Annotated in this window: 8 protein-coding genes, 7 pseudogenes and 1 other annotated feature; of the genes and pseudogenes, 5 read left to right on the top strand and 10 right to left on the bottom strand. The window is 32.4% G+C overall.

Annotated features, from left to right (window positions below; all coding sequences use genetic code 11):
- From BLV99_RS14905 to BLV99_RS18090, 3 genes and pseudogenes are all read left to right on the top strand, one after another.
- Positions 1-144, top strand: a 144-nt coding sequence (locus BLV99_RS14905; RefSeq protein ID WP_139243551.1) for an integrase core domain-containing protein, incomplete at its 5' end; no start/stop codon positions are given.
- Positions 145-209: 65 nt separating this feature from the next.
- A pseudogene (locus BLV99_RS14900) lies at positions 210-659 on the top strand (DUF559 domain-containing protein); the annotation flags it as partial.
- A gap of 131 nt (positions 660-790) precedes the next feature.
- A pseudogene (locus BLV99_RS18090) lies at positions 791-928 on the top strand (IS982 family transposase); the annotation flags it as partial.
- Between the two features lie 154 nt (positions 929-1,082).
- On the opposite strand, the pseudogene BLV99_RS14895 reads toward BLV99_RS18090, so the two are convergent.
- A pseudogene (locus BLV99_RS14895) lies at positions 1,083-1,784 on the bottom strand (IS1 family transposase).
- Positions 1,785-1,890: 106 nt separating this feature from the next.
- Positions 1,891-2,103: pseudogene (locus BLV99_RS14890) on the bottom strand (transposase); the annotation flags it as partial.
- A 328-nt stretch (positions 2,104-2,431) separates the two neighbouring features.
- Between BLV99_RS14890 and BLV99_RS14880 the strand changes: the two are divergent.
- The gene (locus BLV99_RS14880) at positions 2,432-4,288 is read left to right on the top strand and encodes an HAD-IA family hydrolase (protein ID WP_092692130.1); all 1,857 of its coding nucleotides are present in this window, start codon (positions 2,432-2,434) and stop codon (positions 4,286-4,288) included.
- A 34-nt stretch (positions 4,289-4,322) separates the two neighbouring features.
- Here BLV99_RS14880 and BLV99_RS14875 read toward each other — a convergent pair whose 3' ends face one another.
- The 6 genes from BLV99_RS14875 to BLV99_RS14850 are packed head-to-tail and all read right to left on the bottom strand — an operon-like array spanning position 4,323 to position 10,181.
- Positions 4,323-5,006 carry an HAD family hydrolase gene (locus BLV99_RS14875; protein WP_167356342.1) on the bottom strand — a complete coding sequence of 228 codons (684 nt, stop codon included), beginning with the start codon at positions 5,004-5,006 and terminating at the stop codon, positions 4,323-4,325.
- A gap of 1 nt (position 5,007) precedes the next feature.
- Positions 5,008-5,568, bottom strand: a complete 561-nt coding sequence (locus BLV99_RS14870; protein WP_092692125.1) for a phosphoglycerate mutase family protein — start codon at positions 5,566-5,568, stop codon at positions 5,008-5,010.
- On the bottom strand, positions 5,561-6,133 hold the full coding sequence (locus BLV99_RS14865; RefSeq protein WP_092692122.1) for a D-sedoheptulose-7-phosphate isomerase: 573 nt from the start codon (positions 6,131-6,133) through the stop codon (positions 5,561-5,563). The genes BLV99_RS14870 and BLV99_RS14865 overlap by 8 nt, the downstream gene beginning before the upstream one ends.
- The gene (locus BLV99_RS14860; RefSeq protein ID WP_092692119.1) at positions 6,111-7,355 is read right to left on the bottom strand and encodes a DUF6270 domain-containing protein; all 1,245 of its coding nucleotides are present in this window, start codon (positions 7,353-7,355) and stop codon (positions 6,111-6,113) included. Before BLV99_RS14860 ends, BLV99_RS14865 begins: the two co-directional genes overlap by 23 nt.
- Positions 7,345-8,514, bottom strand: coding sequence for a hypothetical protein (locus tag BLV99_RS14855; RefSeq protein WP_092692116.1), 1,170 nt, complete (start codon positions 8,512-8,514; stop codon positions 7,345-7,347). The genes BLV99_RS14860 and BLV99_RS14855 overlap by 11 nt, the downstream gene beginning before the upstream one ends.
- A 2-nt stretch (positions 8,515-8,516) precedes the next feature.
- Complete coding sequence (locus BLV99_RS14850) at positions 8,517-10,181, bottom strand: carbamoyltransferase family protein (protein ID WP_280138282.1); 1,665 nt, start codon at positions 10,179-10,181, stop codon at positions 8,517-8,519.
- Between the two features lie 306 nt (positions 10,182-10,487).
- Between BLV99_RS14850 and BLV99_RS14840 the strand changes: the two are divergent.
- Positions 10,488-11,100: pseudogene (locus BLV99_RS14840) on the top strand (HNH endonuclease); the annotation flags it as partial.
- Positions 11,101-11,140: 40 nt separating this feature from the next.
- Here the strand turns inward: BLV99_RS14840 and BLV99_RS14835 are convergent.
- Positions 11,141-12,358 (bottom strand): annotated as a pseudogene (locus BLV99_RS14835) (IS3 family transposase).
- Positions 11,967-12,083, bottom strand: a sequence feature (AL1L pseudoknot). (Overlaps the previous pseudogene by 117 nt.)
- 267 nt (positions 12,359-12,625) lie before the next feature.
- Positions 12,626-13,373, bottom strand: a pseudogene (locus BLV99_RS14830) (IS5 family transposase).
- Between the last annotated feature and the right edge of the window lie 27 nt (positions 13,374-13,400).

Here is a 13,400-nt window from a genome sequence, read left to right as displayed (position 1 = left end):
TACAGCAATGTTTTGGATGCGAAGAAGCAATTAAACGCATATTTTGAATTTTATAATTTGAAACGACCTCATTCGAGTCTGGACAAAATGACTCCAGATGAGTTTTACTATGACCAGCTACCACAACAAAATAAGGTAGCTTAACTAGAGCAGAGTATCACTTATAAATAAGCTTTTAGTTGTTCAAACATGTGGGACCACCTCTAGCATCATTTGAAGCAAAATTAGACTTGTGTGAATCGGAGTTTGAAAAATCTGTATTTACGACACTTCATGAAATGGGTTACACAGTTACTCCACAGATTAAGGTTGGAAGCTATCGAATCGATTTAGTCGTTGAGTCAGATGGTGATCAGCGTTTGGCTGTTGAATGTGATGGTGATAGCTATCATGGGCCAGAACAATGGCATGATGACATGACTCGTCAACGTGCTTTAGAACGCGCAGGATGGACATTCTGGAGATGCTTTGCATCGAGTTGGTCCATTGAACGTGAAAATATGATTATGTCATTAAAGGAAAAACTTGATGTAATGGGTATAAAACCTACACATGGAATGAGTAGCTTAATTCAAGATGTAGAACACAAAGTGTGGGTAGATGACGAATCTGAAATGAGTGCGGAAAGTGACATCGACAAAGATTTGTTAATTGTTTAATTGTACTAGCTTGTATTTAAATGGATTCGCTAGCGGACACTTACGTAACTAAAGATTACAGTAGTAATCTTTAATTCCATATTGATTGATCTCTGAGAAAATTATAGTGGGTACCGAAGAATGAATCACACAAATTAAAAAATTTACATCAACTTGAACATTCACGTCATCGTTCGGTGAATAACTTTATGGTGAATATCATGGCTGCTGTAGTGGCATATTGCTTGAACCCCAATAAGCCAACTTTCCAAAATATGCTAAAAGGCTAAGTGGATTTCATCGAACTCAGGTTAGAGAACATAATTAAGCTTATCAAATTTTGGGGGCAGAAAAACCCAGCCAAGTTTTGACTAGGTCATAGTTTTTCGCAGTGTTTAATCAATTAAATCAATATTTGGTGGTGTTTCAAAAAGTATGCTGCCCTTAAATGAAGCCATTATTGATATAAAAGAAGGTTAAATCGAAAGCTTTAAAATGGTTCTCAAGCTTTTTTGAAAAGTTACAACTTCGCCTAAATCCACGCCTAATACGATGTCTTATTCTGCAATTATTACCTTCGATACCCACAGTAAAAAACTTCCCAATTTTTTGCTTACATGTTTTAAAAGCAGTGACAAAACTATCCCAATGATCACTCGCAATCCGAGTGTAGTGCACACCAATTTTTTTAAGCGTAGCTTTAAGTCGTTAGACTGTTGCTAAATCTCGCTTCCCCCAAACATAAGCAACAACTTCCCCTGTTTCACGATGATATGCATAAATAAGCCATTGTTTATTCGCTTTATTTCCTACAAAAGTCCAAAACTCATCAACTTCAAGAGATTCATAATAATTCTGCTTGGGACGAATTTGATAAGCAGAATTACTCAATGTTCGCAAAACCTTACCTATGCTGATACGCTCTGTTTCTGCAATATCTCTTACACCACCACCTCTAACCATCAGATGTAGTATTTTATTTGTTATACCAGAATGACAACCTCGATAACTAAGAGCATGATCACCAATAAATTGACGCTTACAGTTTTTGCATTGGTAGTTTTGCTTCCCATATAGTTTGAAGCCATTTTTCATTATACTGTCACTTAGACAGGTTGGACATTTGATTTCTAGTGTTATTTGCATCTCACTATTTTATCAAAAGCCAACCTGTTTTTTCTCAGCATACTTTTTGAAACACCACCGACATTTTTATTGGTGAGGATATAGACACTTTGATTGGGTTCTAACATTTCGCATTTTTTCTAGCTGGAATCACCGCATGCGCTTGCCGATCTGCAATGACCTGACGGTATTGCTTGGTGTCATAAGCTCCATCGGTATAAACAGAGTCAATCTGCTCATCTTGTGGAATCTGATTAAGTAAATCACCAAGCACCTATGAATCCCTGATATTATTGGTTGTGAGCTGAATAGCGCGTATTTGTAAGGTTTTAGCATCTATACGGCTTTGTTGCATAAATATGTAAGTATCTGATTTAAATAAATTTAATTTTGGATCGAAAAATAATCAAAACTTTTAAAATCATATAGTTATGAAATCTTTGTGCAACAAAGCCATTAAAATATACAGATTTTCTGATTGATGGTGAGTTTTATTATACACAGCAAGAAACTATTCGTAACTGGGTGGGATCAAAAAATTTATTATTTGACTCCAAGATATTCTGAAGAGATTGAGGTTAGAAGATTAACTGTTACAAACGAATGGAGAATTAGCTCGGATGGATATATAATTAGTAACGGGCTCCCTTCTAAAATAGCAAATTGAGATGGATATGCATAGCAATATAGATTTATATTCTAATTCAGAAGACTTTAGGATCGAGCCTAAGGATCTATTAAATAAACTTTGTGAATATGATGTTATTTCTTTCGATATTTTTGACACATTAATTTTTCGTCCATTTACAAGTCCAAGAGTGCTTTTCTCTATTATGGAGAGCAGATTAGGTATCTATAAATTTTCTAAAATCAGGGTCGATTCTGAAGATGAAGTAAGAAAATTTAATCAAGAAAAATATCATCATAATAACGCTACTTTAAGCGAAATTTATAATTTAATTTCAAAAAAAACAAATTTATGTCCAATTAAAACAGCACAGTTAGAATTTGAATTAGAACTTAACTATTGTTATGCAAACCCCTTTTTTCAAAAAATAATTTCAGAATGTATTAAAAAAAAGAAAAAAATCATTATATGCACAGATATGTATTTATCGAAACAGCAAATAAGGGAGATATTAAAAGCTAATGGATATTCCCTTATTAATGAAATATATGTTTCTTCAGAATTAAATAAATCTAAGAAAAAAGGAGACATTTATTACATTATCAAAGAAAAGTATAAAAATCAAAAGATTATTCATGTTGGAGATAATTATATTTCTGATATTGAAAATGCTGAAAATTCAGACATTAGTACTTTTTATTATAAAAACGTAAGTGAAATTGCATCCAAAAATAGATTAAGTAGTATGTCATATATTACTGGAAGAATATATTCAGCAATTATTAACAATCATCTGTATTGTCAAAACAATGAATATAGTGAAACCTATAAATTAGGCTATATATATGGCGGAATATACATCTTAGGATTTGTACAATGGGTGAATAAATTCGCTACTACACATAATGTCGATAAAATTTTATTTTTATCTAGAGATGGAGATGTCTATAGTAAGATGTATGACAAATTGCCAAATCATAAAAATTGGGAATATTTTTATTGGTCTAGATTAGCGGGTACAAAAATTACGGCTTTCGACAATTTCTATGAGTTTTGTCGAAGGATGATTTGGCACAAAGCAAGAGGTGTTTATAATATAAAAATAGAGCATTTATTAAATTTCTTGGGAATTGAATATTTGATTCGTAATTTAGATAGTTATAATTTATCAAAAGATGATATTTTATCAAAAACCACTGCTCAAAAAATTGAAGATTTATTTTATGATAATAAAACACAAATCATCGATTCTTTCAAAGATGATATTAATGCAACAGTAGAATCTGTAAGACAATCAGTTGGTAATGCAAAAAGCATTGCAATTGTTGATGTGGGCTGGGCAGGTACGGGACCATTAATTCTAAAAAATATTATTAATAACTATTTAGAATTAGATTGTGAGGTATATTCTTTACTTGCTGGATATACACAACCTATTGAAAACATGGCAGCGTTATATACAATGGATGATTCAATTCATTCGTATCTATTCTCTGATACATTAAATAAAGATTTACTTGATTTACATCTAAATTATGGCACAGAAAAAAATAATTTGTTATTAGAGTTATTTACCCAATCTTGTACACCATCATTCCTGGGCTACACTAATAATGGCTTGAAATTTGATAGAGCCGAGCTACAAAATTATGAAATAATAAAACAAGTTAATCGAGGGAGTGAGGATTTTATTGATTTTTATATCGATAAATTTAAACATGATACATTTTTATTAAATATATCTCCATATGATGCATATCTACCATTTAACGAGTTAAAAAATTCAAGTAATAGGTTGAAGAATATTTTATCTAAATTAATTATTTCTCGCGGTCAATTCTATGATGCTGACAATTTATCAAATGAAACATGGCTTTCGTTCTTTGATAAGGACTAAGTGACAAATAGTATCAAAAATAAGCTATTGATCATTATTGGGTGATTTTTAAATATTTTAGTAAGTTGGGAATACTGGTAAATTTTAAATCTACTATTTCTTCATTTACTCCCATTAAAATTGGAGTGAATCCAATATTCTTTGCTCCATTATAATCCTTTTCTAAAGAATCTCCAATAAAATATACTTCTTTAGGATTTTTAATTTCTAATCTATTTATCATATAAGTAAAAATTTCTTTTGAAGGCTTTCGAAAACCTATATCAGCACTAGAAAATAGTTCCTCTATGTATTTTCCAATGCCTAAATGGTCTAAATATATTTTTAAGTTAGTTCCAGAAAAGATGCTATTGCTTAATATAAAAATTCTATAATTATTTTCTATCAAATATTGTAAGAGTTCATGTGTACCATCGATTAATTTTTCTCTACGAAAAAGATGAATGAAATTTAACTCAATTGAAGTAAAATCATCGTAAATTTCAATACCTAATGTAGTTTCAAAAAAAGTTAGCTGATTAAAAAATGAGGTTTCTCTATTTGATTTTTTTCTATCTTCAAGATATTTAGCTTTGAATATTTTAGATGATTTTTTTAGTTCTATAAACCTATTTTCAAAATATGTATCTGCCAACCATTTCAAGGCTTTATCATAATCATTTTGATTGTCATCAATATCAATTAGTGTGCCAAATAAATCAAATATAATAACTGCCATGTTATAGCCTAAAAATATATCCATCAAGATAGTCGACCCATTCATGATCAACATTTTTATAATCAGTCAAATTTAATGCATATCCAGTACAAGCAACTGTACCTGATTGGCTGATATAAAGAGTTATGCCATTCTTAAATGAAGTTTTTTCAAAGAAAGAAATCATTCTTTCCTTAATGATTGCTGGTCTGTGCATAGCTTCACAACACTTTCCTCTTTTCCATTCGCTAAAAATATCTCTACAGCGCATAGTATCTGTAAGTTTTGTATATTCAATTTCATTCTTTACTTGTATTCCTGGTTTCCCCAAAGCACTTGACAGGGAAATATTACTACTCTCTCCATTTATCCTATTGTTTATAATAGTTGCGGTTTCTATGCATCGTTGTTCCGGGCTTGAGAATACATTAATTTCTTTATTTAACAAGTATAGTTTTTCAGCAAACTCTAAAGATTGCTTTTTCCCTTCACTCGATAAATCATATCCATTAAGATTTTTCTCGCCATGTCTTATAAAAATACATGTATTACCGCTATTCTGTAACTGATTTAAACTAATCATATTGTTTACGTTTACATTCTCTAATTAATGTAGAAAGAAGATGGCAGCAAAATAGATGCAAGTCCTCAGAAATTTGCATATTATTTACAGGAACATAAAAACAATAATCAGAAATTATTTTCAATTTCCCACCATCGAATCCAACCATAGAAACTACAACATTGCCTTTATTTTTTGCATATTCAGCCGCTTTCACAACGTTAGTTGAGTTTCCGCTACCTGATATTGTTATGAGTACATCTTTTTCATTTAGAATGAATTTTAATTGATGCAGAAATACATCATCATAAGAATAATCATTAGAAATAGCCGTTATTGTTGATAAATTATTAGCTAGACAAATAGCTGGCATGGATTTTAAAGTAATTGAAAAAGCATTATTTAAATCAGTTTGAAAATGCGAAGCTGTAGATGCAGACCCACCATTTCCACAAATATAGATTTTCCCTCCCATGCTAACAGCTGTAATTAAAACATCGTATATATTTATAATCTGATCATAATTAATACTTTTACAACTTTCGATAACATTGCCTATATAACTACTGATTATATCTTTTTTCATCAACCGAGTCCCGACTTAAAAAAGATATTATATCGTTAAATAACTCTTTATAATATCCACTTTGATAGTGAGAAGGTGAAGCACCTCCAATCATTGGGCTAAAAACATCACTTTTCCAATGTGTAGTTCTTTTATCGATATAAATGGAATTTGGTATTTCCTCTAAGAAAATTCTATCAACTTTATCCCAGTTTTTGTTGACGTTTAATATCCACTCCATTTTATCAGTCCATGGACTTATTTGGTTTGTTTGTTCATTAATTTTATATTGACTTTGCCTGCCTCCAATTAAAATAACGTTTTTAACATTATATTTAGTCAATATATTCCTAAAATTAACTATGCTTTTTTGATATAACTCTAAATGCTGTTTTGTTCCTGGATATATAATCTCACAAGAAGAAAATAGCCGCTTAAAGATAGATTCTGCTAGATATTTATTATATGTTAAAAATGAGTGACTGCCGTATTTTATAATCGGACTAGTTGCATCTATATAATTATCTACAACGACTAATTTAAAATTACTATCTATAAACTGTTTGTCTATATTTTTTATAAATTCTATTCCAACGTATAAAGCTGCATCTCCCGTTATTAAATCCTCGACGGTAGAAAAAGTAAAGTCAATAGGATCAGAAAAAAGAGAGATAAATGAATTGTGAAATAGCGTCTTTTTTAGATAAAAAAACTCTTTATATCTAGGATTAAAATATTCATGTGTCTTAAAGACACTTCTACTAAAGCATGAACCAATATTTAACGTATCAACAGGTAATACAGTAATGTTCTCAAGTTCTAACTTATTTTCATGTTGAATTTTAACTTGCTCATTTATCAGTAGTTCATTCTTTGGAATCGATTCTCTATTATTAAAAGCTAAAAGCTCTTTAGTCGGCAAAATATCAATATCATCTAGATATATGTCTTTAAGGTTCGTGGAAACCTTATAGCTAATTCTTTTAGTCATTGTAGATAATGAAAGCTTAAACGATTCACTGGGAAATCCTTTAATAAAAGAGTGTAATGCTTGATTTTCAATTACAATTCTTCGTTTTTCATTGTCAACATCGATATAAAATATATGAGGCTTATATTTATTTTTATTTTCTAGCCATGCTTCTATTTGCATTTCTTCTGAGCTATCAATATCAAAAAAAATAGTAATTGAATGCGTCTCTATACATATATTATTAATGAAAATTTTATTATCACTTTTCATTAATAATTCTCCAACCGTGAAAGATCATAGTGTTCAAACTATTAATTGAAATTAAAATTTTATCCAATAAATTCGTTTCATTATATTTTTCATACAACATGTCATCTAAATTTTTTTTAGAAAATACCGTATGGCATCTGGTACTTAGGGAAATATTATGATTGTTTAATAATAATTCCATTCTATCCCAATAAAAAATCATTTGGATAAATGAATTTCTAAGTCTTTCAATGTACTCACTTCCGAAAAAAAGAATGAGTTCATTACTCTTAAAGGCATCATCCATTGTCATTGAATATTGATTTAACCATGCAACTTTTTTTCTTAGGAAAGAAATCATAATATACATTGAAATTATCGTATTCTTAAAAGCCTTTTTAATATCTGACACTTCAATTGCATCTTCAAATAAATATTCATTATAATCAAAATTATAATTTGAAAAGATATTATTTTGATTTTCTAATTTCGCTAAGTCTCCAATAAAGTCATGTTCCGTGGAGTTTTCTATTATGAGAATAGAATACAAGCAATCAATATTACATTGTAATGTGTACTTTTCTCGATAACCATCGATGAGTGATTGATAGTCTCTTACATTTTTTATGCCCATGATATTTTCAATTAAAGCTTCAGGACCACATTTATATTCAATACAAGCCTGATCAAATTTCAGAATATATAAATTATCCTTCTCCGTTAAATTATCAAATTCACAAGTTATAGGATAATGCTGGAATTTTCCATGAATATGATCTATTGAGTGCTCAAACACATGGCAAATAGAGTAATAAATTAATTCTTCTGCGCATTCAAAAGTATAACTTTTCTTTTCATCGTAACAAAAAGTTAAGTCAATATCACTTTCAATTCTATCAGTAAATTTTGTTAGACTACCAAATTCATAAATTAGACAATTATTTGGTAGAAATTTACGAAATTTTTTAATAATTTCATTAATTACATCTTGTCTAAGTTCTCGATATTTATCTCTAAACTCAGTATATTCATCTGGACGATTATTCCAAACAGCAGAATTAGTAATATTATATATCTCAAAAAGGCTATTTCTCTTTTCATCAAATTTGCTTTTCAAATTAGCAATAAAATCTGTATATTCTTTATAACTAATAAAACTAGAAACATCAAAAACAAACATTTTTAAACCTTCTTAATAACAATATTACCAATTACTAATACATCTATTTGTCTTTCTAAAAAGCAGTCTATGGCATCCTTAGGGGTATTAACTAAAGGCATACCTCGGCTATTAAATGATGTATTACACAATACAGGAACACCAGTCAATTTAAAGAATGCGCTAATTAACCCATAATATTTATGATGTTTTTGAGGTACTACTTGAGGCCGAGCCGTGTAATCCACATGAACGACCGCAGGAATATTTTTACGTTTGTCCTCTTTAACAATAGTAGCGACATTCATAAAATATTTTGAATCTGCATTGCCTTCAAAAAAATTGGAGTATTGCTCTTGTAAAATACTTGGAGCTATTGGTCTCCACATTTCTCGCTCTTTAATTAAATTTAATTTAATTAAACTACGTCTAGTTCTTGGATCTGCAAGTATGCTGCGATATCCTAACGCTCTTGGTCCTGCTTCAAATCCCTCCTGTACCCAACCAATAATTTTCCCTTCTGAGATTTCTTTAGCAACTGAATCGAACATTTCATTCTCTTTGAGTATGGAGTAACGAATCCTGTCTTTATAATTCTCTAATACGAGTATAGTATCATGCTGTGTGTATGAAATTCCTAGTCCAGCTACTCTAAGCGTTTTGCTAACCTCTTCTTTGGCATACAATTGATGATACACCTCTAAAGCAGAACCGATAGCAGTTCCAGAGTCAGAAGGGAAAGGTGGTATAAATATATTTTTAAAAATACCAGATTTTTCAATCTTTCCATTTGCAGAACAATTAAGGGCAACTCCACCAGCAAGAACTAAATTGTCTATATCTGAAAATTCTTTTAGCTCTTTTACAAAATCAATTAAAACGTCCTCTAATGCTTTTTGTACAGATGCAGCAAAGTTTGCATAACTCATTATTTCTTCAACATTTCCGGTTTCGTAAGGAAAACAATTTGCTTCAAAATACTCTTTAAAGTGTTGTTTTCTTAATGAGAGGGAATTGAATATGCTTTCATTTTCTATATTTGGAAGGCTAGCAAAAAGGATTTTATTTCTCGATGGTATTAATGGCATTGGCATTGTGGGTTGACCATATGAAGCTAACCCCATAAACTTCCCTACCTCTCTATGCTTACCATATAACCCCGTAAATTCAGCAGCTCTATTATAGAAAAGACCAAGCGAATTTTGAATGTTGATTTCTTTAAAGAAATTAATTTCTCCATTCTTTGCTACTCCTAAAGAAGTTGAGAACTCCTCCCCCCGATTGTCTACTACAAGAATAGCACACTGCTTAAATCCACTTAGTCTATAGGCACTAGCTGCATGTGCTAGATGATGTTTTATTATATAAACTGGAGGTAATTTATCTCCAAAAATTTCTGATGGTAAAAACCAATCTTTATTTTCAAATTTTTTATACTTATCTCTTTCTTCTTCAGACATTTCATATATATTATTTCTAGACTGCCAGTCCATCCCGACGGATATAGCTGAAATATCGTGAATAGAAACTCCCTCACTATTTAAACATGCCAAAATAGCATCAATGGGTGGTTCTCCTAGTGCTATCTTATTTCTACTGATTCTTTCTTGCTCAATATATCTTATTACTTCTCCATTTTTAATAAGCGCGGCCGCAGAATCATGATTACCAATATTTAACCCTAAAATATAATTATTAATTTTTATTACTCCTGTTCATACTGTATAAAAAAATCACTTAAATATCTGAATCGCCTTATTTATCTTTAAGAATCGACTATAAGCGATAGTAACACCTCCTATTAGAGCAAGCGGGACTATAACTGGTGTTGCAACTACACTGGCAGCACCTGTAGCAATAGCTGTTCCTACCCCTATTCTAGTAGCTACTCTTGCACTTTCTTCAACAATTTCTTCCAATGATCTATTAGTTGTTCGTATATGTACCTTAGTAGAAATAGGTAATGAAGTCTGAGAGGTTGATGGTAAAATCATATCACTCTTATTGCGGGTGATCAAATTCACAATATTATGAGTTTGAATCAGGGGGGAGAGTGTAGAACAATTCATGTCCCATCTATGGACCATTCTTTACAGAATAGCGACACCTGTAAAAAGCACAGGAGTGGCAAGTTTAGGTTTGCATCCTTTCCTATATTTTTATAATGATAAGCGCTTCCAAATTACCTCTTTCCTTGCATGGTTTTCAATTGTGTTTGAAATGCATGAAAGAAGTATGCAGATTGATGATAGAACGATTGGGTTTAAAGAATTTACTCGGATACGCCGTAGTATTGAGTTCTTGATTACTAACTTTCCAGTGGCGACCATTGAAACTGTTGGGAAATTTTGTAGTGTTATTAAAGGCTATGATCGATTGCAGATCGTTTATAAAGCTTTTATTTGCTTAAGCTTAAAAATGGATATTGATTTTGAAGATGAGGAATGTCTAAATATTTTCATCTTGTCAATGTCAAAGGCCTTTAAGTACATAAACTTTAATGAGTTTTATGTTGAAAGATTTTTAGGTGATTATGACGATACCGTGGTAAACCATGTCATTGGATATGTGGAGTCGATTAGTCCAATCACTCGAACCAAGCCCAAGGTGAACCGTACCGGATTTTTCGGAGACTTTTTTATTTAAGTTAGGCCACCTGACCTAACGGGTTAATCTTATCATAGTACATTGCTTCAAACTCAAAAGGCGATACATAACCCAGTGCACTGTGTACACGCTTTTTGTTAAACCAATCTACCCAATTTAATGTTGCAAGTTGTACATCCGCTAAACCTTGCCAATCTGCTTTTAAATATTCAATCACCTCTGTTTTGTATAAGCCATTCACCGTTTCAGCCAAAGCATTATCGTATGAATCACCCGTCGTACCGACTGATGCTCGTAAATTTGCTGCTTCTAAACGATTGGTATAGCGAATAGAAAGATATTGAACACCTCTATCTGAATGATGAATTACATTCTTTGGCATGCCTCGATCGTGCAATGCTTGCTCCAATGCATCGAGCACCATATCTGTATTCATCCGTGTAGATACTTTCCATCCAACAATTGCTCGTGAGAACACATCAATAATAAATGCGGTGTAGACCCAGCCAGAATTGGTTTGAATATAGGTAAAGTCACTGACCCATAATTGGTCAGGATGATCAGCACTAAAATTACGTTTCACTAAATCATCTGCTCGCTTTTGATCATCTTGGCTACGGGTAGTTTGTTTGTTCTTACCACGCCAAACACCTTGTATGCCTAACTTTTGCATCAATCGAGAAACTGTACAACGTGCAATAACATAGCCTTCACGTTTCAATTTTTGCCAAACTTTACGTACACCATATCGACCTAAACTTTCTTTCCAAATACGTTTATTTGCTCTGCATGATGTAAGTCATGCAGAGCACGTTCGCTCGATGTTCTGGATTGTCAGCGAGATCTAAAGTCCGGTAATAGGTTGAAGCTGCAATCGGTAAAATTCTACAAATCGCTTCAACACCATATCGATCTTTATTGTTATGGATAAAATCCACCATTATTTGTGTGGGCGGTCGAGCTCCGCCTGGGCGAAAAAAGCGGCTGCTTTACGTAGAATTTCATTGGCACGCTTTAATTCTTTAATTTCACGTTCCATTTGCTTCATTTTTTCTTGGTCAGATACCTGTTGTACTTTAACTGGATTTTGTTTATCGAGATATTTTTGATGCCAAACACGCAATGTTTCAAGAGTACAACCAATTTTAGGAGTAATAGCTGTGATTGCTGCCCAAGTAGAAGGATAATCTTTTTCAGATTCAATGAGTAATTGAACCGCTCTTTCTCTAATTTCGGAGGTATAGTTTGGTTTTTTCATCGGAATACTACGCTTCGCTACGTCTTGTGAAGCAGTGCTTCTCACTCAGAATATTAAGTCTCCGGCAAACCCGGTACGGTTCATGTTCTAATTTTATAAAATGATTAATCTCCACAATTCCCCCCACTGGATTGCTAACATTCTTCTAGACAAAGTTCGTATTTATACTTCAGTTTTCAAGCTTATATATTTATAATACTTTCTTAAATTAAAAAAATTATTTTTATGATTTTAAATATTTTTTTAATGATAATTTAGGGCGTGTCATCAATTAAGCCAGATGATTGTTGAAGCCAAATAAATCGCTGATAAGAAGTTTTGAGCCAATTTATCATAGCGTGTGGCAATAGCACGATACTGCTTGAGCTTGGCAAAAAAGTTCTCGATCAGATGTCTTGCCTTGTAGAGATGTCGGTCATAATCACGCTGATCAATAGAATTACTTTTCGCTGGCATCACAACCTGACCCTTCGCCTCTAAAATTGGATCAATGACCCGATCCCTGGAGTTGTAGGCTTTATCCATAAGCCAGGTCTGGCTCAACGATAAGTCCAGCAACACATCTGAACCGTTTAAGTCATGGGCCTGCCCATCAGTGAGATAAAATCCTGTCGGGTTGCCTAAAGCATCAGTCCGGGCATGAATTTTGGTGCTTAAGCCACCTTTACTACGTCCAATCGCCTGATTTTTTTTCCCCAGCGCTGTGTTGATGAGCACGTACAATAGTGGAGTCTAACATGGCGTATTCATTATCACTGTCATGTGACAGCACTTCAAAGACTCTCTGCCACACACCTGTTTTAGCCCAACGGCTAAAACGGGTATGTACGACTCTAAAATCACCAAAGCGTTCTGGTAAGTCTCGCCACGGAATACCTGAACGATACCGATACAATACCCCTTCAACAAATAGTCGGTTGTCTTTGGCCGTTACTCCAACAGCACCTATTCGTCCAGGTAACAGATCTTTAATCTGTTCCCACTGATCATCTCTTAATGCATAGCGTTTAGTCATAAAAATATAATGGGGACAAGGTGGTTT

It is taken from the genome of Acinetobacter kyonggiensis, assembly GCF_900107285.1.
GTDB lineage: Bacteria > Pseudomonadota > Gammaproteobacteria > Pseudomonadales > Moraxellaceae > Acinetobacter > Acinetobacter kyonggiensis.
The sequence above is the reverse complement of the archived record's forward strand: the minus strand, read 5'-3'. Positions and strand labels throughout refer to the sequence as shown.

Bases quoted from the DNA above. Each gene is read 5' to 3' on its own strand.
- BLV99_RS14880 (WP_092692130.1), top strand. From the start codon at position 2,432: ATGGATATGCATAGCAATATAGATTTATATTCTAATTCAGAAGACTTT.
- BLV99_RS14875 (WP_167356342.1), bottom strand. From the start codon at position 5,006: ATGGCAGTTATTATATTTGATTTATTTGGCACACTAATTGATATTGAT.
- BLV99_RS14870 (WP_092692125.1), bottom strand. From the start codon at position 5,568: ATGATTAGTTTAAATCAGTTACAGAATAGCGGTAATACATGTATTTTT.
- BLV99_RS14865 (WP_092692122.1), bottom strand. From the start codon at position 6,133: ATGAAAAAAGATATAATCAGTAGTTATATAGGCAATGTTATCGAAAGT.
- BLV99_RS14860 (WP_092692119.1), bottom strand. From the start codon at position 7,355: ATGAAAAGTGATAATAAAATTTTCATTAATAATATATGTATAGAGACG.
- BLV99_RS14855 (WP_092692116.1), bottom strand. From the start codon at position 8,514: ATGTTTGTTTTTGATGTTTCTAGTTTTATTAGTTATAAAGAATATACA.